This window comes from Bradyrhizobium sp. cir1 (assembly GCF_014198245.1).
GTDB lineage: Bacteria > Pseudomonadota > Alphaproteobacteria > Rhizobiales > Xanthobacteraceae > Bradyrhizobium.
Window position 1 is genome coordinate 267,716 of the sequence record NZ_JACIHE010000001.1, and the last position, 20,449, is coordinate 288,164.

General features: G+C 64.5%; 23 protein-coding genes and 1 tRNA gene. 10 read left to right on the top strand and 14 right to left on the bottom strand.

Annotated elements, in window-relative coordinates:
• Positions 1-22: 22 nt before the first annotated feature.
• The gene (gene cysK, locus GGD63_RS01290) at positions 23-1,000 is read left to right on the top strand and encodes a cysteine synthase A (RefSeq protein ID WP_183239100.1); all 978 of its coding nucleotides are present in this window, start codon (positions 23-25) and stop codon (positions 998-1,000) included.
• 3 nt (positions 1,001-1,003) lie between these two features.
• The gene (locus GGD63_RS01295; protein WP_183239101.1) at positions 1,004-1,243 is read left to right on the top strand and encodes a BrnA antitoxin family protein; all 240 of its coding nucleotides are present in this window, start codon (positions 1,004-1,006) and stop codon (positions 1,241-1,243) included.
• Positions 1,244-1,480: 237 nt separating this feature from the next.
• On the opposite strand, the gene GGD63_RS01300 is transcribed toward GGD63_RS01295, so the two are convergent.
• Both GGD63_RS01300 and GGD63_RS01305 read right to left on the bottom strand, forming a co-directional pair.
• Complete coding sequence (locus tag GGD63_RS01300) at positions 1,481-2,911, bottom strand: caspase family protein (protein WP_183239102.1); 1,431 nt, start codon at positions 2,909-2,911, stop codon at positions 1,481-1,483.
• Between the two features lie 201 nt (positions 2,912-3,112).
• Positions 3,113-3,985, bottom strand: coding sequence for a DMT family transporter (locus GGD63_RS01305; RefSeq protein ID WP_183239667.1), 873 nt, complete (start codon positions 3,983-3,985; stop codon positions 3,113-3,115).
• A 149-nt stretch (positions 3,986-4,134) separates the two neighbouring features.
• Here GGD63_RS01305 and GGD63_RS01310 point away from each other — a divergent pair, with 149 nt between their 5' ends.
• Positions 4,135-4,533, top strand: coding sequence for a RidA family protein (locus GGD63_RS01310; protein WP_183239103.1), 399 nt, complete (start codon positions 4,135-4,137; stop codon positions 4,531-4,533).
• A 50-nt stretch (positions 4,534-4,583) separates the two neighbouring features.
• Here the strand turns inward: GGD63_RS01310 and GGD63_RS01315 are convergent, their stop codons facing one another.
• The 3 genes from GGD63_RS01315 to GGD63_RS01325 all read right to left on the bottom strand — a co-directional run bounded on the left by GGD63_RS01315 (position 4,584) and on the right by GGD63_RS01325 (position 6,184).
• A complete protein-coding gene (locus GGD63_RS01315; protein WP_183239104.1) occupies positions 4,584-5,129 on the bottom strand; it encodes a hypothetical protein in 546 nt (181 codons plus the stop codon).
• On the bottom strand, positions 5,074-5,424 hold the full coding sequence (locus tag GGD63_RS01320) for a hypothetical protein (protein ID WP_183239105.1): 351 nt from the start codon (positions 5,422-5,424) through the stop codon (positions 5,074-5,076). The genes GGD63_RS01315 and GGD63_RS01320 overlap by 56 nt, the downstream gene beginning before the upstream one ends.
• Positions 5,425-5,596: 172 nt before the next feature.
• Entirely contained in the window at positions 5,597-6,184 is a 588-nt protein-coding gene (locus tag GGD63_RS01325) for a formyltransferase family protein (protein WP_183239106.1), read from the bottom strand.
• A gap of 180 nt (positions 6,185-6,364) precedes the next feature.
• On the opposite strand from GGD63_RS01325, the gene GGD63_RS01330 reads away from it, so the two are divergent.
• Complete coding sequence (locus GGD63_RS01330; RefSeq protein ID WP_183239107.1) at positions 6,365-6,649, top strand: hypothetical protein; 285 nt, start codon at positions 6,365-6,367, stop codon at positions 6,647-6,649.
• Positions 6,650-6,884: 235 nt separating this feature from the next.
• Positions 6,885-7,103 carry a hypothetical protein gene (locus GGD63_RS01335; protein ID WP_183239108.1) on the top strand — a complete coding sequence of 73 codons (219 nt, stop codon included), beginning with the start codon at positions 6,885-6,887 and terminating at the stop codon, positions 7,101-7,103.
• A 367-nt stretch (positions 7,104-7,470) separates the two neighbouring features.
• Here the strand turns inward: GGD63_RS01335 and GGD63_RS01340 are convergent, their stop codons facing one another.
• Entirely contained in the window at positions 7,471-7,773 is a 303-nt protein-coding gene (locus GGD63_RS01340; RefSeq protein WP_183239109.1) for a hypothetical protein, read from the bottom strand.
• A gap of 199 nt (positions 7,774-7,972) precedes the next feature.
• Here GGD63_RS01340 and GGD63_RS01345 point away from each other — a divergent pair, with 199 nt between their 5' ends.
• A complete protein-coding gene (locus GGD63_RS01345) occupies positions 7,973-8,185 on the top strand; it encodes a hypothetical protein (protein ID WP_183239110.1) in 213 nt (70 codons plus the stop codon).
• Between the two features lie 6 nt (positions 8,186-8,191).
• On the opposite strand, the gene GGD63_RS01350 is transcribed toward GGD63_RS01345, so the two are convergent.
• Together GGD63_RS01350 and GGD63_RS01355 are read right to left on the bottom strand one after the other, a co-directional pair.
• A complete protein-coding gene (locus tag GGD63_RS01350) occupies positions 8,192-10,240 on the bottom strand; it encodes an acetoacetate--CoA ligase (protein ID WP_183239111.1) in 2,049 nt (682 codons plus the stop codon).
• Positions 10,241-10,335: 95 nt separating this feature from the next.
• Positions 10,336-10,563, bottom strand: a complete 228-nt coding sequence (locus tag GGD63_RS01355; protein WP_183239112.1) for a hypothetical protein — start codon at positions 10,561-10,563, stop codon at positions 10,336-10,338.
• 194 nt (positions 10,564-10,757) lie between these two features.
• On the opposite strand from GGD63_RS01355, the gene GGD63_RS01360 reads away from it, so the two are divergent.
• Both GGD63_RS01360 and GGD63_RS01365 read left to right on the top strand, forming a co-directional pair.
• Positions 10,758-11,855 carry an AI-2E family transporter gene (locus tag GGD63_RS01360; protein WP_183239113.1) on the top strand — a complete coding sequence of 366 codons (1,098 nt, stop codon included), beginning with the start codon at positions 10,758-10,760 and terminating at the stop codon, positions 11,853-11,855.
• A gap of 145 nt (positions 11,856-12,000) precedes the next feature.
• Positions 12,001-12,393, top strand: coding sequence for an NUDIX hydrolase (locus GGD63_RS01365; RefSeq protein ID WP_183239114.1), 393 nt, complete (start codon positions 12,001-12,003; stop codon positions 12,391-12,393).
• Here GGD63_RS01365 and GGD63_RS01370 read toward each other — a convergent pair.
• Positions 12,390-12,665 (bottom strand): hypothetical protein, encoded by a 276-nt coding sequence (locus GGD63_RS01370; RefSeq protein ID WP_183239115.1) that lies wholly within the window; start codon positions 12,663-12,665, stop codon positions 12,390-12,392. The two genes, GGD63_RS01365 and GGD63_RS01370, sit on opposite strands and share 4 nt — an antisense overlap.
• Positions 12,666-12,823: 158 nt before the next feature.
• Positions 12,824-13,063, bottom strand: a complete 240-nt coding sequence (locus GGD63_RS01375; RefSeq protein WP_183239116.1) for a hypothetical protein — start codon at positions 13,061-13,063, stop codon at positions 12,824-12,826.
• Positions 13,064-13,703: 640 nt separating this feature from the next.
• Between GGD63_RS01375 and GGD63_RS01380 the strand changes: the two genes are divergently transcribed.
• Together GGD63_RS01380 and GGD63_RS01385 are read left to right on the top strand one after the other, a co-directional pair.
• A complete protein-coding gene (locus GGD63_RS01380; protein ID WP_183239668.1) occupies positions 13,704-16,808 on the top strand; it encodes a DEAD/DEAH box helicase in 3,105 nt (1,034 codons plus the stop codon).
• A 465-nt stretch (positions 16,809-17,273) separates the two neighbouring features.
• Positions 17,274-17,942 carry a hypothetical protein gene (locus GGD63_RS01385; RefSeq protein WP_183239117.1) on the top strand — a complete coding sequence of 223 codons (669 nt, stop codon included), beginning with the start codon at positions 17,274-17,276 and terminating at the stop codon, positions 17,940-17,942.
• A 38-nt stretch (positions 17,943-17,980) separates the two neighbouring features.
• Here the strand turns inward: GGD63_RS01385 and GGD63_RS01390 are convergent, their stop codons facing one another.
• The 4 genes from GGD63_RS01390 to GGD63_RS01405 all read right to left on the bottom strand — a co-directional run bounded on the left by GGD63_RS01390 (position 17,981) and on the right by GGD63_RS01405 (position 20,378).
• The gene (locus GGD63_RS01390) at positions 17,981-18,223 is read right to left on the bottom strand and encodes a hypothetical protein (protein WP_183239118.1); all 243 of its coding nucleotides are present in this window, start codon (positions 18,221-18,223) and stop codon (positions 17,981-17,983) included.
• Positions 18,224-18,743: 520 nt separating this feature from the next.
• Positions 18,744-18,914 (bottom strand): hypothetical protein, encoded by a 171-nt coding sequence (locus GGD63_RS01395; RefSeq protein WP_183239119.1) that lies wholly within the window; start codon positions 18,912-18,914, stop codon positions 18,744-18,746.
• Between the two features lie 415 nt (positions 18,915-19,329).
• Positions 19,330-20,115: a hypothetical protein gene (locus GGD63_RS01400; RefSeq protein ID WP_183239120.1), complete on the bottom strand. Its 786-nt coding sequence runs from the start codon at positions 20,113-20,115 to the stop codon at positions 19,330-19,332.
• Positions 20,116-20,302: 187 nt separating this feature from the next.
• Positions 20,303-20,378 (bottom strand) — tRNA-Lys (locus GGD63_RS01405).
• Positions 20,379-20,449: the final 71 nt, after the last annotated feature.

Consider the following 20,449-nt stretch of genomic DNA (forward strand, 5'->3'; position numbering starts at 1 on the left):
TTGTCGCCAAAGGGAGTTCATAATGGACGCATCGTCCAAAACGGGTGCAGCGCACCAACCCGGCCGCGGCCGGATCTATTCTTCGATCGTCGAGGCTTTTGGCGACACGCCGATCGTGCGCTTGCGACGCCTGCCGGGCCAGCATGGGGTGAACGCGACGATTTTGGCAAAACTTGAATATTTCAATCCGGCCGCGAGCGTGAAGGACCGCATCGGTGCGGCCATGATCATCGCGATGGAGAAGGCCGGCATCATCAAGCCCGACACCGTGCTGATCGAGCCGACCTCCGGCAATACCGGCATTGCGCTCGCCTTCGTGGCGGCTTCGCGCGGTTACCGGCTCAAGCTGGTGATGCCGGAATCCATGTCGATCGAGCGGCGCAAGATGCTGGCCTTTCTCGGCGCCGAGCTGGTGCTCACCCCGGCCGCGCAGGGCATGAAGGGCGCGATCGCCGCCGCCGAGGAGCTCTTGAAGACGACCCCGAACTCGGTGATGCCGCAGCAGTTCAAGAACCTCGCCAATCCGGAAGTCCACCGCCGCACCACCGCCGAGGAGATCTGGAACGACACCGGCGGTAACATCGACTTCTTCGTCGCCGGCGTCGGCACCGGCGGCACGATCACCGGCGTCGGCCAGGTGCTCAAGCCGCGCAAGCCGTCGTTACGGGTGATCGCGGTCGAGCCGGAGGAAAGCCCGGTGCTGTCAGGGGGACAGCATACGCCGCACAAGATCCAGGGCATCGGCGCCGGCTTCGTGCCTGACATCCTCGACCGCTCGGTGATCGACGAGATCGTCAAGATCAACTCGACCACCGCGATCGAAACCGCGCGCGCGCTGGCGCGGCATGAGGGCATTCCGGGCGGCATCTCCTCGGGCGCGGCGATCGCCGCCGCGCTCCAGATCGGCAAGCGGCCGGAAGCTGCGGGAAAGACCATTTTGGCGATCGTGCCGTCCTTCTCGGAGCGGTATCTTTCGACGGCTCTGTTCGAGGGAATCTAGGATATGGCGGATCAACCGAGGCGGCCGCGCACGCTTGGCGATGCCAGGACCGAAGCTGAGGCGGCGTTCAAGAAGGTGACGGCCAAGGTCGCCGCGGCGTCGCCCAAGCAGAACGCCGTTCCCGGGATCAAGGAGCAGGTCACGCTGCGCATCGACCAGGACGTGCTGGAGTTCTTCCAGGCGGGCGGCCCCGGCTGGCAGGACCGCATCAACGAGGCGCTGCGCAAGGCCGCGGGGAAGTAAGGGATCGGTCCGCGGGCCGGGACGTCCCTGTGCTCGCATCCGTATCCCAAGCTCGTCATTGCGAGCGCAGCGAAGCAATCCAGAATCCCTCCGCGGTGACAGCCTGGATTGCTTCGCTACGCTTGCAATGACGGAGTGTGCGGCAGCGCCGTCTTTCCTTTTGTCTTGCCGTACGAGAATAGAAAGAAAAAAGCCCGGCGCGAGCCGGGCTTTTGTCTTTGAAGCTGCCGTCCTGCCTCAGCGGCGGAACATGCCGCCCATCATGCCGCCGACGACGCCACCCACGAAGGCCGCACCGGCCGCATCGCCCGGGCTGCTGCGTTGGGGTGCCGGTGCCGGCGCGCTGCTGCCTGCGGGGGCGCTGGCACGTCGGGCCGCCTTCTGGCCGCTATCGCTTGCAGTCGGCGGTGTGGCCACGACCTCCGAGAGCAGGGCCTTGTGCTGGGGCTTGTTGAGGTAGCCTGACGAGGGATAGCCGCGCGCGGCCTGCCAGCGCTTGATGACGGTCCGGGTTTCCTCGCTGAATGCTCCGGTCTGCTTGGTGTCGAAGCCGAGCCCGGTGAGGCGACGCTGCACGTCGCGGCGCTGGTTCTTGTCGAGGCCGATCTGGTCCTCGGTGAGTTGAGTGGCCTCGTCGGTGAAGGCTGCGGGATCGACGCCAGCGTTGAGGGTGCGGGTCGTCGTCGACGGTCCGCTCTTGATCGCGGCAAGCCGCGCCAGCGCCAGCGCCTTGAACTGGCCGTTGGGATAGGCGGTGAGGTAGGCGTTGAGCTCTTCCGGCTTGTTCGACTCCTTCACCGAGCGCCAGTATTCGAGCTCGACACCATCGGAGCTGCCGGCGGTCGCCACAGGGATGCTGCCAGCCGCCGTCGGCGCCGCGTTGGCAACCTGCGTCGTCGGAGCCTGGTTGAGATAGACGGCGCCGATCAGGTTGGTGTGGCCCCAGGGCAGCTGGCCCTTGTGGGTCTCCTCGTTGACCTGGGCGCGGACCGAGGTCATCGCCTGCTGGATCTCGACGCCGGGCTTGGTGATGTTGTCGATCAGCGCGCGGGTGAACGGGCTGTTGTTTCCTTCCTGGCCGTCGAGCGCAGTCTGACCCGGGCCGGTGGCGAACGCGATCAGCGTGCCTTCGCCGGATTTCATCTCGGCAAGACCGCTCTGTACGTTGACGCTGCGGGTCGCCGAGTTCGACTTGATCTTGGCGGCAAAGGGATTGTCGCGGCAGGCATCGAGGAAGACGAGCTTGACCTTGGCATCGCCCATGGTCTGCTCGAGCGTCAGGTCGATGTTGATGGCGGCGCCCAGCTTGACGTCCATCTCCGATTTGATGTCGGCATCGACAGGCAGGAGATAGTTGGTGCCGCCGACGGCGATGCCGTGGCCGGCATAGTAGAACAGCGCGATATCGGAGCCCTGCGCCTTGCGGCCGAAGTCGAGCAGCTTCTCGGTCATCTGGTCGCGGGACAGATTGGAGCCCTCGATTACCTCGAAGCCGACATTGCGCAGCGTGGATGCCATCGCCTTGGCATCGATCGGCGGGTTCGGCAATTGCGCGACGTTCTTGTAGGAGCCGTTGCCGACGACGAAGGCGACGCGGCGGTCGGCTTTCGCGGCACTGACCGACAGCGCGACGCAGATCAGCGACGCGAGGAGAGTGAGATAGCGCATCTGAAATCCCCAGAATCGAATTGCAGGCAGCAACAAATTGGCAACGAACGTACACGAAGTGCCCGACTTCGCGCCACCAAAACGGGCGGTACGTCGCGTTCAACCCGCTGCTGTGTGGCCGAATGTGCACGATGGAGGGGCTCTCCAACGTGATCCAAATCACACGGCCACTTGGTTTTGTCGCGCGAGGCAGCGCGAGGTTCACTGCGCGGGAGCGGGAACCGGCGCCGGCTTCAAATTCAGCAGATTGCCGCACAGGATCAGCGCCGCGCCGAGAACGGTCCAGGCGTCGAGCCGCTCCGAATACAGCAGCCAGCCTGCGGTCGCGGTCAGTGGAACCCGGAGGAAGTCCATGGGCACCACGATCGTCGCATCGGCATAGCGCATCGCGCTGGCGAGGCAGTAGTGTGAGAACGTGCCGCAGACGGCGATCACGCCGACCCAGGCCCAGGCGTAGGGCGACGGCCAGGTCCAGACCAGCAGCGTCGGCACGAAGCCCGCGACCGACTGCACCACCAGCATCCAGAACAGGATCGACAGCGCGCTTTCGGTGCGGGTCAGCGACTTCACCAGCGCCATCGAGACGCCAAATCCCATGGCGGCCCCGAGCGCGATGAGCTGCCCCGGATTGATCTCGCCGGTGGCCGGCCGCACGATCACGATCACGCCGACGAGGCCGAGCACGATGGCGGCGATCTTCCACGGCGTCATGCGCTCGGAGAGGAAGCTCGCCGCGAGGATCGCGGTCCAGATCGGCATGGTGAACTCGATCGCCACGACCTGGCCGATCGGGATCAGCGTCAGCGCAAAGAACCAGCCGAGCTGGGCAACATAGTGCACGAGGTTGCGCGCGACGTGGTGTTGCAGGCGCGATGTCCTGAGCACCCTGAAGCCACCGGCGCGATAGATGATCGGCGCCAGCAGGACGAAGCCCGCCAGCGAACGGATCTCCATGATCTCGAAGACGTTGAGCTCGCGTGTGGTCTCGCGCCCGGCCACCGCCATGATCAGCATCAGCGACAGCCAGCCGGCCATCCACAGTGCAGCCATCGTTTTGGACGGTGTCGTGCTCATTGCGGCGGATGCGGAGGGGTGGAATCCGAAGGGACGGCCGGTATCGGCGACATTGCCGCCGTTTGCAACGGCCAAATCTGCGGATGCAGCGATGCGGTGCGGCGTGTTAAGGCATCAGCGAACAACAAGAAAATCGGGAGACATTGCCCATGCGCATCTTGCAGCCAGCCGAGTGGCAAAAACCGCGCGGCTTTTCCCATGGCGTCGTGGTCGAGGGGCCGGGCCGGTGGGTGGTGCTCGCCGGCCAGACCGGCGGCGACGAGGCGGGCAATTACGCGCCTGACATGGCGGCGCAGGTCGGAGCCGCGCTGCAACGGATCATCAAGCTGCTGGGCGAGGCCGGCGCGGGACCCGAGCACATCGTTCGCCTCACCTGGTACCTGACCAGCCGCAGCGAATACGAGGCCGCGGGTGCCGGCATCGGCGCGGCCTGGAAGGAGACGCTCGGGCGCAATTTCCCGCCTTCGACGCTGCTCTATATCGGCGGCCTCGTGGACGAGCGGGCCAAGGTCGAGATCGAGGTCACCGCGTTCGTGCCGGGCGCATAAAAATCGATCCGGCGAGTTCGCCGGATCGATTGTCGTGTCACCCTGATGTCTTACTTCGACATCGAGATGTTGGCGCCGCGGAACTGGCTGTCCGCACGGATCGCGACGGTCTGCTTGTTGCCACTCGTCCGTAGCGCGAGGTTGGCGTTGAAGCCGGCAGCAGAGACGGCCACCTCGAAGTTTCCACCACCGCCGCGGCCCTGGAGCGAGCCGGAGATGTTACGGCTGGCCTCGGACCAGCTGCCGGTGACGGCGCTGCCCTCGGCCTTCACGCTGGCGGCGAGATTGAACTTGTAGGCGTCGCTGGCACAGGTCAGCGACATCTCCATCGTGGGGCCGATCGGGGCGTATTTGGCTCGGCAGCGGATGCGTTCGGTGGAGCCGTCATCCAGCGTGACGGTGCCGCCGCCGCTCCAGCTTCCAGCCATCGGAGCGAACGGGCCGGACTGGGCCTTGCTTTCAGAGCTGACGATCCCTGCCGCAAACAAAACGGCGGCCGCAATCAGCAGCCGCCGGCCTGGGGCGCGAGCCTCGATTGGTTTATTGGCGCGATGCTTCCCACCGCCCGCTGCACGGTATGCCTGCAGATGCTCCATTCCACTTCCCCGATCCGGCGTTGCCGTTGAGTTGACCGTTGGCATATGCACCATTGATCGAAACTTTCACAAGTCCCCCACTGCCGATGGTGCCGGAAACGTTAGCGCCGGGTGCGGTGATCTTGCCGTCGGCAACGGTCAGCATCGAGCTCGCGGTCGGCTCGCACGAGCCGCTCTTGGTCACGATGACGACGTGCCAGTTGCCGTCATAGGGGCTCTGGGCGAAGGCGGGAGCGGCGAGGGTGCCGGTAAAAACTGAAGCGGCACAGAACGCCGCGATGCGAGCAAAACGCATGAATTCCGTCCTTGAGTATGTCTGATATGCTGTCGCTTATTCGGACAAAATGTGACGGAAATTTGTTGCGTTGCCAAATCGAAAATTGTTCCTGTGGAAACAATGGTTTATTTGTGTTTTCGGCTCCGATTTTTCAAGCAGAATCAATGCGCCTTCACGTTAAGGGTAAACGTCAGGAGAGACTCGGTGCCGAGGTCGCGAACTGCTCGTCCTGGACCTTGGACGGCAGCGCCTTGTGAACCTTGATATAATCGATCACGTCGGCCAGCAATTTGAGCCCGAGCGGAGCAAGCGCACGCTCCCAGAGCTCGCGCGCGGTCTCGCCCTTTTTGACGAAGCACCAGTCCTGGGCGGCGATGGCTCCTGCGTCCATCCGGTCGGCGAGCTGATAGATGGTGCCGCCGGCGATCGGATCGCCTTCCTTGATGGTCCATTCCACGGCGGCCTTGCCGCGGTGGCGCGGCAGCAGCGAGGGGTGGTAGCCGATCCCGCCGAACGTGGCGGCGGCGAGCGCGTCCTTGCCGATCCGGGCATGGCTATGTGCCGTGATGATCAAATCGGTGTCAGGAGCGATCTCGGAGGCCACCACCAGCTTCGGATTGGCCTGCACCACGACCTCGATGCCGGCGGCCCTGGCCGCTGCGGCCAGGCGATCCTCGGCGTCCGCCACGACCACCCGTGCGATCGAGACGCTGTGCTCCCGGAGCATGTTCAGGGTGGTCACACCGAAATGGCGGGAGCCGACGAGGGTAATGCGCATGGGGGTCCGATCCGTCTCGCAACTGCGTCATACCCCCGATAACACGTCCGGGCGCATCCGCGCGGCGTTTGCGGCGGTTATCAACAATGCGCGGGGCGCGGGGCAGCTGAACTCCATGATTGCACAGGCCGCCGTCCCGGTGCTTCCATGTGGGCCTTACAGCGTTTCAGGAGCGAGGGCATGCGAAGCGCTTGGTTTTTTCTGTTTGTCACACTGATTGCGGGCGCTCCGGCCCACGCCGGCGGGCCGTACCCGGCAGTGCCGCCCGAGATCGGTGTGGCGCCGTTTATTGGCCCGACCTGGGACGCCTATCGCTGCGCTGAGGGGCTGCCCTACAATTTCTACCACGACGCCTATTATGGCGAGGAGCCGCCAGCGATCTATCGCGGCTATCCCTACAGGCCGTATTACCGCTACAGCGCCTACCGCAGGCTGCCCCGCAAGTATTTTTGCGTCACGGATTAGCGTTGCCGGGCGGCCACGGTCGGACGGCAAATGCTGTCATGCAGCCTGTGGCCGCTGGCGTAACTGCCAGCGGCTTTTTCATGCCGTGCCTCAAGAAATCATCTGACGGTAATACGTTCTCAACCAGCTTGTCGTATCGACGAATCCGTCGCGGATTTGTATTGCGTACCGCGACACCGAAAATGTCCCGCCGGCGTGGGTGCGCCGCGCAGGGCTTTTCGCCGGGACCGATTTCATGCCGAGCGCGATTGAGCAGATCGTGGACGCCTATGTGCGTCTGAAGAACCGTCGCGGCCTCGATCAGCTGATGATGCACAGGCAGCGGCTCGCGGTCGATCTGAAGTGCAGGTCCGGCTATGATTTCAGCCTGCCGATCGGCCAGATCGACGAGGAGATCGCGATCATCGAGGCGGGCCTCAGCCGGCTGAAGGCGGCGAATTCCACGGCGGTCTGAACCAGCCGCCCGGCGCCCATGGTGGAACAGGTTCAGTTCCGAGGTGGTCCAGGTGGGCAATGTCCGGACGGCTATGATTTCAACCACTCGAACGGCCGCTGCTATCCGAACGATTATCACGCGCCCGGTTACTACACGGCCCCCCAGCCGACCTACCGAGGGCGGGGCTACTATCGAGGCGACTACGACGGTCCCGAGTACTATGGACGCCGTGGCGGCCTCTGTCCGGATGGCTACGACTACAACTATGCGAGCGGACAGTGCTTTCCGAACCGCGCCCGCACGCCTGGCACGTACGGGCGCTAGTGTGCCTGCGGCGCGATGAGACTTGGATGAGTCGTCATCGCGCTTTGCCAGGCCGCCCCGTTTAGGAGCGCTTCCCGCCGTCGATCACCGTGAACAGCGGTCGGGCCTTGGTCGGCTCGACCAGCAGTTCGTCGACCATGGCACTCGCGGCCTCGACATATTTCCGCGTGGGCTTGTCCAGCGGCCGTTGGGCCTCGTCGTCAAGCGCGACCTTGGCGGCCTCGACCAGCTTGCGCATGCGCTCGGCATGGTCGTCGCCTGCGGTCAGCGTTGCGCGCGCCAGCGAGCGCAACACGAACAGCTCGCCCTCGAGGCGGAGCAGGCGGTCGTTGAGACGGGCGAGGATGGCGTTGAGGTCGGCCATGTCATGAGTTCGGTGCAGAGGATCCATCCCGATCTAACGGCGATCGGTGAACGGAGTGCAAACGGCATCGGCGCAATTGGGCTGATCGTCCGCGCGTCGCGGTGCCGCCGTTGTGACCGGTTGTGACGTCGCGTATGCGTGGGCGCGGCATGGTTCCCGCACCACGTATCAGCCTGGGTGGACGTTTGGAGCCCATGCGATGCGGTTTATCCCGATTGTGATCCTCTTGATGTCGGCATGCTCGGCTGCCGCCGCCGCGCCGGCGCGCCACGCCCGCCCGCACCACCCCGTTGTCGTCCGTCCGGCCGAGGACGCGCCGGTGCCGCCCGGCTGGTACAAATTTCCCGGGTGGCCGCCGATCCCGCCGTCGGAGAACAGGAATCTCGATCCCTCCAATTTCGGCGGAGGCTGATCGAAATTACGCAGCGCTTCGCGCCAGATAGTCGCGCGCGAAGGCGAGGTACCAGTCGAGGCAGGCGGGGTTGGCCATCGCCTCCTTGTTGATGACCTTCTCGACGGGCTGGCCGAGCAACAGCTTCTTGATCGGCAGCTCCTGCTTCTTGCCCGACAGCGTGCGCGGGATCTCGGCGACTGCGAAGATCTCGTTCGGCAGGAAGCGGCGTGACAGGCCGGCCTCGATCGCCTTGTTGATCTTCGCCTGCATCGCGGCGTCGAAGGCTGTGCCCTCGCGCAGCACCACGAACAACGGCATGTAGCTGTCGCGGCCGAGATATTCGAGGTCGACGACGAGGCTATCGAGCACCTCCGGCAGCGCCTCGATCGCGGAATAGAGCTCGCTCGTGCCCATGCGCAGGCCGTGCCGGTTGATGGTGGCATCGCTGCGGCCATAGATGATGCAGGAACCGTCGGGATTGACCTTGAGCCAGTCGCCGTGCCGCCACACCGGCCCGCGGCCGCTGCCGTCGAAATTGTCCGGATAGGTCTCGAAATAGCTGGCGCGATAGCGCGCACCGTCCTTGTCGTTCCAGAAATACAGCGGCATCGACGGCATCGGCTCGGTGCAGACGAGCTCGCCGACCTCGTCCGTGACGGCGCGCCCCTGTTCGCTGAAGGCTTCGACGGCCGCACCGAGCAGGCGGCACTGCATCGCGCCCGGCGTCTGCGGCAGCTCGCGGTTGCCCCCAATGAAGGCGCCGGCGAAATCGGTGCCGCCTGAGATGTTCGCCCACCAGATGTCGGCCTGCGCCTTGCTGCCGTTGGTCTTCGACAGCGCCGCAAAGCGCGCGTTGAACCAGGCTTGTGTGTCGGCGCTGAGCGGCGAGCCGGTCGAGCCGAGGCAGCGTAGCCGCGACAGATCGCCGGCGGCGGCAAGGTCGATCTCGGCCTTGGCGCAGTTGGCGAAGAACGCCGCGCCGGCGCCGAAGAAGGTCGCTTTCGACTGCGCCACGAAGCGCCACAACGTGGTCCAGTCCGGCTTGTCTTTTGCGCCGCCGGGGCTGCCGTCGAAGATGCAGCAGGTGGTGCCGCTGAGCAGGCCGCCGACCTGGCTGTTCCACATGATCCAGCCGGTCGAAGAGTACCAGTGGTAGCGCTCGCCGAACGAGTTCTGGTGATAGGAGCAGCCGATGTCGTTGTGCAGCCCGAGCAGCGCCAGCACCACGATGACGATGCCGCCATGGCCGTGCACGATCGGTTTCGGCAGGCCGGTGGTGCCGCTGGAATAGACGATCCAGAGCGGATGATCGAACGGCAGCCACATCGGCTCGAACGCGTCGATCGCGGCACCAGTGCTTGCGAGGATATCGGAGAGCAGGGCGTCCGGCGCGGCAGGCGCGCCGGCCTCGCTATGCAGGATAACGTGTTCGACGGTGGGGAGCGATCGTCGGAGTTCGGCCAGCACATCGTGCCGGTCATGGCGCCGGCCGGCATAGGTGACGGCGTCGCTGGCGATCAGCACTTTCGGCTCGATCTGCTTGAATCGGTCGATCACGGCGGGCGCGGCCATGTCGGGCGCGCAGACGCTCCAGACCGCGCCGATGCTGGCGCTGGCGAGAAAACCGATGATGGTCTCGGGGATGTTGGGCAGATAGGCCGCAACGCGATCGCCGGGCTTGACGCCTTTGTCCGTCAGATGCAGCGCGAGCGCGGCGGCCTTGCGCCGCAGTTCGGGCCAGCTGGTTTCCCGGAGCTTGCCGTCCTCGCCGCTGCTGACGATCGCGGGGAGGCCAGCGGCGTCCGCTGCCTCGACATGCCGGAATACCTGCCGGGCGTAGTTCACCTGCGCACCCGGAAACCAGACCGCGCCGGGCATCCTGCGCTCACTGATGACGGCCGCAAACGGCGTCGGCGATTGCAGATCGTAATAATCCCAGATGCTGCGCCAGAAACCGTCGAGATCGCGCACCGACCATTGCCGCATGTCCTCGTAGCTCGCGAAGGAGAGGCCGCGCTGCTCGGCCAGCCAGTTGCGGTAGAGGGCGATCTGCGGAACGAAAGGGGCGGTCATCGCGTGTCGGATTCGGTTGCGGGGAGGCAAGTGTAGCCCGCGCCGCGGACTAGCAGAAGCCGCAGTTCGCGCAGACCGCGATGGTCGCCTTCAGCCTACCACTCCACGCCCGCCCAGCGGCGTCCGAACACCGGCGGCTTCGTCTTCACCGCCTGCCAGCCGAAGAAGTGATGCTTGCCGGACCAGCTGTGCACCAGGCTGCTGCAGATGTTGCACCTGAAGTGGCCGACATGCGCCTCCGTGTGCTCCTCCCGTGTCGCGGTGTAGTTCATGCTGCAACCGGTGCAGGTGAATTCTTCGATCGTCCAGATGCTGTTGGCCATTGCACGCGCTATTTCCAGGGACCTCGCTGCAGGGTAGGAGCGGGCCTTTGCATCGGCGTAAACCGGCCCAGGGAAATCCGGTTAATCGCCGTTAGCCAAATCGCGCCGGGGTCGTCTTGACGCCCGCCCCGGGGCTGGCAATAACGGCTGCCCGTGCAAGTGCCGGAACCCGCGTCGATGCCGCAAGGAAGGTCGTGCCCGTGAAAAGCCTCCGTCAGCTCCTCACGGGAGAGGACATCATCCAGCTCGTGATCCGGCTCGGCCTGCTCGGCCTGCTGATCATCTGGACCTTCCTGATCATCCGTCCATTCGTGCCGATCCTGGCCTGGAGCGGCGTGCTCGCGGTGGCGTTCTACCCGGCCTTCAGCTGGGTCGCCAAGATCCTCGGCGGACGCCCCAAGATTGCGGCGGCGATCCTCACCCTCATCACGCTCGGCATCGTCATCGGCCCCGCGACCTGGCTCGGCATCAGCGCGGTGGACGGTGTGCGCGAGCTGGCGCATCAGCTCGGCACCGGCGACCTCGCGCTGCAGTCGGCGCCGGAGCAGCTCAAATCGTGGCCGCTGATCGGCCCCTGGCTCTATGAGCTCTGGGACCAGGCCTACACCAACATCCGCGCAGTGCTGCGCGAGGTGGCGCCCTATCTTCAGCCGCTGGCGGGGCCGCTGCTGTCGCTCGCGGGCGATGCCGGCGTCGGTACGCTCCAGTTTCTCGTGTCGGTGTTCGTGGCCGGCTTCCTGTTCCCGCATGGGCCGCGGCTGGTTGCGGCCGGCCGCAGCCTCCTGTTCCGCATCGTGCCCGAGCAAAGCGAGCATTTCCTCTCGCTCGCGGGTGCGACCATCCGCGCCGTGGCGCAAGGCGTGATCGGCGTCGCGATCGTGCAGGCCCTGCTTGCCGGCATCGGCTTCAAGCTTGCGGCGGTGCCGAGCGCGGGCCTGCTCGCCTTCATCGTGCTGCTGCTCTCGATCGTGCAGATCGGCGCCTTCCTCGTGCTGCTGCCTGTCATCATCTGGATCTGGACCGCCAAGGACGTCACCACGGCGCTGGTGCTGACGGTGTTTCTGGTCCTGGTCGGCTTCATCGACACCATGCTGAAGCCGCTGGTGATGGGGCGCGGTCTGAGCACGCCGACCATCGTGATCTTCGTCGGCGTGATCGGCGGCACGCTCGCCCATGGCATCGTCGGCCTGTTCATCGGGCCGATCATCCTGTCGGTGGCCTGGGAGTTGATGATGGCCTGGATCAGGACGGAGGACCGGGCGGAGGCAGGCGCGAGCGGCAGCGAAGGCTGACACCGCGGCCCGAACGGCGCGATCCTGCGCTCTCTGGTCGCCCCGGCCTGACGGCCCGCAGCCTGTGAGCAAGACGCGCCCCGAACTTGTCTATCCAACTAGACAAGTTACGATCGGGACGATTCTCTTCTCGACTACGGCAGCAATGGCGAAGTCTTCCAAGCTGGTTGCCGCCAAGCGCGGCAAGGTATTGTTGGTCAGACGCCGGTCGGACGGCCTGTGGATGTTCCCGGGCGGCCGCAAGCGCGCGCGCGAGTCCGAGAAGGATTGCCTGCGGCGGGAGATCAAGGAGGAGCTGCCCAAGCTGAAGCTCGGCAGGATCAGCCTCTGGAAGGAAGTGAAGGCCAGGAACAAGCGTTCCGGTCGCAAGATGAGCGATGCGATCTTCATCGCCAAAGGTGCCAAGGGCAGGCTCGCTATCGGCGACAAGAAGGAGATCGACCGCGCCGCCTGGCAGAAGCCGCGCGGCATCCGCCTGACGCCGACCTCGCGCTACATCCGTGACCGCCTGTTTCCGAGGAAGCGGCGTCGCAGCTAGTCCTCTCGCCCCGCCGATTGCGTCCGCCCGGCGAACTCCCTCGAGCGCGGCTCCGGTGCGGCGCGCCTCACCGCCTCGGCCTCGCGCAGCTCCTTGCGGACCTTGCGCGCATTGCGCATCGCGCGCTTGACGAAGGGGTGCTGGGAATCCTCGGCGAAGAACAGCACCACCTCGCAACTCGGACACTGCCTGGAATAGCCGTCCTGCAACCGCGCGGCGCGATCGCGGAACACGTTCTTGCAGCGCGTGCACTGAATCTGGACGGAGCCCATGCGCGATCGACAATGACTAATGGAAATGCATCGATCAGCTGATCGCAAAGGTCTGAAGAAAGCCTGAAGCCCTTTTGCGAATTCGCCGCCAGCCTGCCGCAAGCCGATGCAGCGGGCGCGAGCATGTCGGCGATGCTCGCGTCACGCGCGCGGCGAAGCTATTGCTTGGCCGCCATCGTCTCCAGGCAATGATTGAGAAAAGCGGTGCGATCTCTCGGCAGCACCTTCTCGAGATCCGCTTTGAGTGCGCATTCGCGCTGCCGCATCTGCTCGGCGCGGCGCTTCTCGGCGGCTTCGCGGAATTCGGGGGCGACCTTGCTGGGATCGACCAGCGCCTGTGAGCGGGCGGGTGTAGATGCAAGCAGCGCAATGGCGGCGATGAAAATGAATGGTTTCAAATGAGCCTCCGTGAAAAGAGGCATCCTAGCGCGCGGCGTGCCAAGGCTCAAATCGGAGCCCGCGGTACCCCGTTCCCGCCGCAGCTGCGCTGACAGGGCGTGTGAACCGGTTCACAGGCGCTCGACCAATTCGCTGCTATGAAGGCATCATTGCCTGACCAAATCATTTTCCAACGAAACGCCCCGGCGTCCAAGCGCCGGGGTTTTTCGTGCGGGCGATGCGGTCCTTGATCGCATCAGCCTTTGCCTCAAGTGAGGCACGATCCCCGCCGCGTTGTCAGGTTCGGACGGGCCCGGTTCCCCTCTATGGATGCACGGAGCGTTGCCACGAGGCGTGCGTTCGCCGTGCAAATCCCATATGCATGGCGGCGCGTCGCCGAATCGACACGAGGGCGGCGCGTGTTCAGTTGCGGTGGTTTACGACCAGAAACGGATTCACGTGAGGCTTGCAAAGAAGGCGCGGGCGGCCAAGGCATCGCTAAAGAGGGCATCGCCAAAGACCAGGATATCGCCCAAGACCAGATCGCCCAAGACCAGGACATCGCTCAAAGCCAAGGCGTCGCTCAAGACCAAGGCGTCGCCAAGGAAGAGCGAGGGGACGCAGCGCGCCACGATCTCGTCCTCGTCGCCGCTCGGTTCGATGGCGCTGCATCTGCTTGCGCAATGGAAGCAGTCCGGACCCAGCGGCATCGTGTTTCTCGCCGAGAACGAGAGCAGGGCGGAGCGGCTGGGCAGCGTCATTCACGCGCTCGATCCGTCCTGCGAGGTGCTGGTGTTTCCGCGGCTGAACACCTTGCCGTTTGATCAGCTCGAGCCCTCGCACGAGCTCGCAGGGCGGAGGGCCTCCGTGCTGCGGCGCCTCGCAAGATCCAGGAAGCCGCTGTTTCTCGTCTCGACCGCGGAAGCGGTGATGGAGCGCCTGCCGCCGCCGGCGAGCCTGTTGCGCCTCAGCGTCAGCTTGAAGGTGGGTGGCGCGTTTTCCGAGCGGGATCTCGAGACCCGCCTCGAATCCCTCGGATACGATCTCGACGACGAGCCGGACTATCCGGGCGGCGCGCTGTTTCATGGACAGACCTTCGAGATATTTCCCGCAGGCGCGCTCGGTCCATTCCGGATCGAGCATTCCGATCGCGCGATCGACCGGATCGTGGCGTTCGATCCGAAAGAGCACGACATCATCTTCGAGACGAAGGAGCTCGTGGTCGATCCGATGTCGGAGCGGCTTGGCCTTGCCGGCAAGGGCGGCAGGCGCGCGAGCCTGTTCGACTATTGCGGACGCGCCAAATGGATCGCCGATGCTGGAGTTCCAGCGCATGCCGACGGCTGGCTTGATACGATCGAGGAGGCCGCGCCGCGCGCGGAGCGGGAGCGCGAATATCTCGGACGGCGCGACTGGAAGCAGCTCTCCAGGGGCATGAAGGTGCTGCCGCGGACGGCATCGTTCCAGGCCGTGCCAGAATTCTCGAAGCTGACATCCGCAAGGAAAGCGCTGCGTGGCTTCGTCGAGGAGACGCGGCGGGCCGGTTCGCGACTGATCCTCGTCGCAGCGCATGAGGACGATCTGCGCGTGATGGAGCGGATGAGCGGCGTCAAGGCACAGCGCTGCGAGGATTGGGACGAGGCGACGCGCGGTGGAAGCGGCGAGGCGGCGCTTGTGGCCGATCTCGATGCGGGCTTCGTCGTGCCGGGGCGAAAGCCTCTCGTCGTCGTGACGGCGTCCGACGTGCTCGGCAGCCGGGCGCATCATGCGCAGCCGATGGCGCGCGCCTGGAGCGCGGCCTTCGACCATGCCGATGTGCCGGAGCAGGGCACGGTGGTCGTTCATCTCCAGCGCGGCCTTGCCGTGCTCGACGGCCTGCAGACGGTCAACACCGGCGGCGGCGCAATGCGGGAGATGATCCGCCTCAAGTTCGCAGGCGACAATGCGGTTCTGGTGCCGCCGACTGATCTGGCGCTCATGTGGCCTTACGCTGCCGAGCTCGGCAAGCTGGCGCTCGACAAGGCGGACGGCAGCACATGGTGGGCGCGCCGCAGCGAGGCCGAGCGCGAGATCCAGATCGCCGGCAAGGTGCTGGCCAAGCACATCAGCCAGCGACGCCGGCGGCGCGCGGAAAAGCTGGTGCCGCCGGGATCGGCCTACGAGAAGTTCGTCGCGCGGTTTCCCTATTTCACGACGACCGACCAGGCCAAGGCGATCCACGACGTGCTGGACGATCTTGCGTCCGGTCACCCGATGGACCGGGTGGTCTGCGGCGACGTCGGCTTTGGCAAGACCGAGGTGGCGCTGCGCGCGGCGGCCGCCGTGGTGCTCTCAGGCAAGCAGGTGGCGATCGCGGTGCCGACGACGGTGCTGGCCCGGCAGCATGTCGCAACCTTCCAGAGGCGCTTCGCCCCGTTCGGCATCGAGGTCGGGAATCTGTCGCGGGCAACGTCCGGCGCGGAGCTGCGCGAGACCAGGGAGGGCCTGCGCAGCGGCCGGATCAAGGTCGTGATCGGAACGCAGGCGCTCACGGCGAAGGACGTGAAGTTCGACGATCTCGGCCTCGTCATCATCGACGAGGAGCAGCATTTTGGCGCGGCCGAGAAGGCAAAGCTCGCCGGCCTCGCCAAGAATGTCCATGTGCTGATGATGAGCGCGACGCCGATCCCGCGGACGCTGGCCGCAGGTCTTGCCGGCTTCCGCGACCTCAGCGTGATCGCCTCGCCGCCGGTGCACCGGCTGCCGGTCGCGACCAGGATCGCGCCGCTGTCGGATGCCGCGATTGCCTCGGCGCTGCTCCGCGAGCAGCGCCGCCACGGCCAGAGCTTCCTGATCTGCCCGCGCATCCAGGATCTCGATCCGATGCTGGCGCGGGTGCAGGCGGTGGCGGGCGAGCTTCGCATCGTCTGCCTGCACGGCAGGCTGGCGGCGGACGAGATCGACGACCGCATGATGAGCTTCGTCGAGGGCAGGGCCGACGTCCTGCTCGCGACCAACATCGTCGAGAGCGGCCTCGACATTCCCCGCGCCAACACCATCGTGGTGTGCTGGCCCGAAAAGTTCGGCCTCGCCCAGCTGCATCAGCTGCGGGGACGCGTCGGGCGCGGCGGCATCCGCGCCTTCGCCCATCTCTTGACCGAGACAGCGTCCGGGCAGTCCGAGAAGCGGCTGGCCGTGCTCGAGGAATTCAGCCGGCCGGGCGCCGGCTTTGCCATCAGCGAGCGCGACCTCGACCTGCGAGGCGCGGGCGATCTGTTCTCGGAGCAGCAATCCGGCCATGTGCAGGTGTTCGGGCCGGTGCTCTACAGCCATCTGCTGAAAATGGCCTCGGAAAAGGTCGACGAGGAGCGCGCCGCGGTGTGGGTGCCCGACCTCAACCTGCCGGTCGGCGACATGCTCCCCGAGACCTATGTGCAGTCCGAGCCCGTGCGGCTCGAGCTCTATGCGCGCGCCGCACGATGCAGCAACGAGGACGATCTCGACGACCTCGAGGAGGAAACCTCCCGCCGCTTCGGCCCCCTGCCGAAGGTCGCCCGCGACTTCTTCGCAGCGGCCATGCTCAGGATCGAGTGCAAGCGCCGCGGCATCATCCGCCTCGACGTCGGCCCCGGCGCGGTGGCTGCGACGTTCCTGCCCGGGCGGTTGCGGAAGTCGAGAGGCAAGTCACTCCAGCGCGACGGCGACCGCGTCGTCTATCACAGCCCGATGCGCGATGCGCCGTTCGAGCGGGTGGAGGAACTGTTCGAGGTATTGGACGAGGGGTAGGGCACCCCAAAAATTTGAAAACAACCCCATGCACAGTAGACAAGTGCTGGCGGCACAATGCCTTTCCGCAGCCGGCGGAAAGGCTGGCGGGCCCATGATCAGATTCAACTGTTCTCCGTCACGTCGCATCGTTCGACGCCATATTTCCGGCTCGCAACCGGTTGACCCGTCGGGCAAAACAGTGGCATTCTGTCAACTTCGGAAAATCCGCCGCGGTGAAGGCTGCCCCCTGCGGAGCCGGGTGTTCGGTGGGCCGCAGCGACACCCATTGTCAGCTTAGCCCCAGCTAATTGAGTCATCCCGTCGCATAAACCCCGTATTCGGCCGGAGGCGCCGGGCCTGGCCGCTAACGTGGAATTAATCCAGAAAGCCCACAATTTTAGGCAGGTGTGTATGGGTGCTGCGTAAAGGAGGCGTCGCGACGACGTTCCGGCGACGGCTTCCTTTCGCTCGCTCATGAGGTCAATGCAGATGACCACGACATCCGAAGCGCAAGGCCTCGTCGAACAACTCGACCCCGCAGCACTTGCAGCCGCCGCAGCCCCCGAACCCGCAGCCCTGGAAGCTCCTGTGCCGACCAGGCGGTCCAGCCGGAAATCGGTCCTGGCCCTGTCGGTATGTGCCCTCGCCATCAACGGTTCGGCGGCCGTCTACACATGGCCAACCGATCTTCCGTCGCTGAATGTCCGCAAGCTCGCTGAACTGTTTCCGCGCCCGGAATCGTCCGCGCCAAAACCGGATCCGGTCATTGCCGCCTTGAAGGATATCCAGGCGGCCCAACAGCAACATACGGCTTCGCTGCAGGAGAACAGCTCCCTGGTGCAGCAAAATGCAGTTCTGCAGCAGCAGGATACATTGGTGCTGCTATCCCTGCGGCAGAGCATCACCGACGAACGGGTCGATGTGAGGAAGATATCGTCGCAGCTCTCCACGCTGATCGCGAAGGTCGACGCGCTGCAGAATACGATGATGTCGGACGTCACGTCCTCCATCCGACGGGCGAATGCCCGCTATGGACTGTCCGCAGCGATGCGCAAGCGGCTGCTGGTTCGGGAGTCGAAACCTGTCGGGCCCGTGTCGGTTGGAGGAGCTCCACTGACCGCGCCGGCTACGACGTCGGCTCCGGAAAGCTGAAGGCTCCCTGACTGAACAAGGTTGGCCGAGTGCGCCCGTCACTTCGAGGCGTGGTCGATCTTGTGCTGCAAATGTCCGGTGTCGTGATCGCGACGTAACTGGCTCAGCGACGTCTCGTTCAATTGAAGCAGCACCTCGCTGAGTTGGGTCGTATCGGGATAGCCGGCCGCAAAACCTCTTCCGTAGATCTTGCGCAACGTGCCGACCAGCGTGTTGCCGTGCTTCTTGCTGATCCGGCTATCCTTGTCGCGGTGGCGGCCATCCAGGCCATGTTCCTTCATGTGTTTCTCCCTGTGCGGCGTCTTGAGCGCCTGGAGAGAGCGTGCTCCCAAACGAGTTGATTGGCAACGGCATGGCGCGCGGCAGTTGAGGGCTGGTCCGTGCCGCCGCAACGGCGTTGCCGTCACGTGTCCATCGCTGAGCTGTGATGCCGCGCTGGATTGCGGCGGGATCGTTGACGCATCACATCAACCCGGACGGCGTTCGATTGGAGCTGGTACGATGCGCTCTGTTCTGGTCATGGGTCTGTTGCTCGTCCTGTGTACCGCCGCGAACGCTGCGACGGCGCATCGCTCCCGTACACATCATCCGCGCTATCCCGCGGTCGACCGTTTCGGCGCAGACGAAAATCCTCGGGCGCGCTTCGCAGTTCCCGGCTGGAGCGATGAAGCAACGCAGCGCTGGCTGAACAGTGCCTCGTCCAATGTCGGCCGAGGCGGATAGCCACCGCGGTCGGTTGCGTTGTCGGCCCGCGCTGGCGAACTGATGGGGGCTGATTTCCGAATAGCGAAGGCGGAGTGGCTAGGCGGCCTGCTCCTCGAATGAGGTGTAGACCCGGCCAGTGGGATCAACGACCTGAACGTCCCAGCAGCCGTCTTCGACCAGCTCTTTGGCCTTCTTGAGGGCGGCGGCGAGCGAAGGCCGTTTGAGACTGACGACGCCTGCCGTGTCGAAACCGCTGATTTCAAACATGCCGCTCCCTCCTATTTTCTCGAATCCTACACCTTTCGTCGGTGTTGTCTCGCGGCATTTTGGGGGAGGGCGGTTGGAACGGTCAAGGTTGAGTGCACTGTCACCGTAATCCGGTTACAGCGCGGTAGGATGGGTTGAGCCCTTGCGAAACCCATCGCCGGCAATCAATTAGGTCGGCTACTCCGCGGTCCTTCGAGGATTGCTGCGATAATCGATCGCGGATCGCAGCGGCGCTGATCGCAACGAGTGATGGGTTTCGCAAGGGCTCAACCCATCCTACGGGCTCGGATTGATTGCCGCCGTAGCTCGGCCGGTAGGCACGTGACTTTTAATCACGGGGGCCGTCGGCGAGAGCGACTATGGCCTGGCAAGGTACGGTTTAGTGCACTGGCACCGTAATCCCTGGATCAGTCTCTCAGTCGGCGCGGAATAATTCGGCTGCACCCAGCGTCGCTGTCCCGATCTGCTCGACACGGATGTTGGTGGGGTTGCGAGGGAAGCCTCCATCGTCTTTTCCCTTGATGAAAACATGGTAGGAAAAGTTTGTTGTGTGATCTCTCTGATCAGCAGCTGAATAGTACACGACGCAGCCAACTACATAGACGTAGACGTGGGGTTTGGCTTTCTCTTCCCACTCACGAATAGGGATGAATAAAACGTCTTCTTGCTCTGTTTGCTGGTCGGGGAAAATCGTAGAGCCTGTGAAATAAGGGCCGGGTGGATTTCTTGTACAGGTGCTCGGCTGTTTTTGCTGCAGTTCACTCGTCGGGGCACCGATATCATCAAGTACGGATTGGTTTACGATTGCGAAATCAAAAGCCGCGATGACTTGTTGTGCTGGCGTCTCTCCGACATTCTTCAGCTTCGTCTTGAGCTTAAGCAGATAGGTATTGTCGTAGCCGGGCTGCAGGGCGGCCCTGACGCTCACCTCTGCAGAGATCCAGGGGCGTTGTGCCGCCCGACTGATGGCTACTTGCTCTTGCGCGGCGATCGTTTGTTTCTTGGCCTCTGCGATTTGCTCGAGCGCATTGAATGCAAACCAAGCCGTAAACACAGCTGCTGCTGCCGATGCAGCGGTGCTAAGCGTCATAATAAAAGTGTTCCAGCCGAAGCGGTCATTCCGCTGACCGGGGGTATTGCTCACCATAGGTTGACGCCGCGGGAGAGAGCGCGGTTTAGCCGGTCGATAGATACGCTTCATTTGCAAGAGCCCCAAGCGAATCGCGGCTTTTCACAACCTATAAGGGTATGGCCAGACTTCCCCAAGAAGACGTCGCTGTCTAGTTGGGGCAGCATGCGACGGCTCCGGAGGACGAGGAGGCGTTACCTAGACGTTACCCGACGGACGAGGAGGAGGCTTGTGGAGTAGCGTAAGCTATTGATCTTTTTGGTGAGCGCGCTGGGGCTCGAACCCAGGACCCCGTGATTAAAAGTCACGTGCTCTACCGGCTGAGCTACGCGCTCCCATGGCCGCGGATGGCTTCGACAAAGAGATTGCCATCGTCTTCGGACATTCGAGAAGCATGTCTTGCCGC

Bases quoted from the DNA above. Each gene is read 5' to 3' on its own strand.
- cysK (WP_183239100.1), top strand. From the start codon at position 23: ATGGACGCATCGTCCAAAACGGGTGCAGCGCACCAACCCGGCCGCGGC.
- GGD63_RS01295 (WP_183239101.1), top strand. From the start codon at position 1,004: ATGGCGGATCAACCGAGGCGGCCGCGCACGCTTGGCGATGCCAGGACC.
- GGD63_RS01300 (WP_183239102.1), bottom strand. From the start codon at position 2,911: ATGCGCTATCTCACTCTCCTCGCGTCGCTGATCTGCGTCGCGCTGTCG.
- GGD63_RS01305 (WP_183239667.1), bottom strand. From the start codon at position 3,985: ATGAGCACGACACCGTCCAAAACGATGGCTGCACTGTGGATGGCCGGC.
- GGD63_RS01310 (WP_183239103.1), top strand. From the start codon at position 4,135: ATGCGCATCTTGCAGCCAGCCGAGTGGCAAAAACCGCGCGGCTTTTCC.
- GGD63_RS01315 (WP_183239104.1), bottom strand. From the start codon at position 5,129: ATGGAGCATCTGCAGGCATACCGTGCAGCGGGCGGTGGGAAGCATCGC.
- GGD63_RS01320 (WP_183239105.1), bottom strand. From the start codon at position 5,424: ATGCGTTTTGCTCGCATCGCGGCGTTCTGTGCCGCTTCAGTTTTTACC.
- GGD63_RS01325 (WP_183239106.1), bottom strand. From the start codon at position 6,184: ATGCGCATTACCCTCGTCGGCTCCCGCCATTTCGGTGTGACCACCCTG.
- GGD63_RS01330 (WP_183239107.1), top strand. From the start codon at position 6,365: ATGCGAAGCGCTTGGTTTTTTCTGTTTGTCACACTGATTGCGGGCGCT.
- GGD63_RS01335 (WP_183239108.1), top strand. From the start codon at position 6,885: ATGCCGAGCGCGATTGAGCAGATCGTGGACGCCTATGTGCGTCTGAAG.
- GGD63_RS01340 (WP_183239109.1), bottom strand. From the start codon at position 7,773: ATGGCCGACCTCAACGCCATCCTCGCCCGTCTCAACGACCGCCTGCTC.
- GGD63_RS01345 (WP_183239110.1), top strand. From the start codon at position 7,973: ATGCGGTTTATCCCGATTGTGATCCTCTTGATGTCGGCATGCTCGGCT.
- GGD63_RS01350 (WP_183239111.1), bottom strand. From the start codon at position 10,240: ATGACCGCCCCTTTCGTTCCGCAGATCGCCCTCTACCGCAACTGGCTG.
- GGD63_RS01355 (WP_183239112.1), bottom strand. From the start codon at position 10,563: ATGGCCAACAGCATCTGGACGATCGAAGAATTCACCTGCACCGGTTGC.
- GGD63_RS01365 (WP_183239114.1), top strand. From the start codon at position 12,001: ATGGCGAAGTCTTCCAAGCTGGTTGCCGCCAAGCGCGGCAAGGTATTG.
- GGD63_RS01370 (WP_183239115.1), bottom strand. From the start codon at position 12,665: ATGGGCTCCGTCCAGATTCAGTGCACGCGCTGCAAGAACGTGTTCCGC.
- GGD63_RS01380 (WP_183239668.1), top strand. From the start codon at position 13,704: ATGGCGCTGCATCTGCTTGCGCAATGGAAGCAGTCCGGACCCAGCGGC.
- GGD63_RS01385 (WP_183239117.1), top strand. From the start codon at position 17,274: ATGCAGATGACCACGACATCCGAAGCGCAAGGCCTCGTCGAACAACTC.
- GGD63_RS01390 (WP_183239118.1), bottom strand. From the start codon at position 18,223: ATGAAGGAACATGGCCTGGATGGCCGCCACCGCGACAAGGATAGCCGG.
- GGD63_RS01395 (WP_183239119.1), bottom strand. From the start codon at position 18,914: ATGTTTGAAATCAGCGGTTTCGACACGGCAGGCGTCGTCAGTCTCAAA.
- GGD63_RS01400 (WP_183239120.1), bottom strand. From the start codon at position 20,115: ATGAAGCGTATCTATCGACCGGCTAAACCGCGCTCTCTCCCGCGGCGT.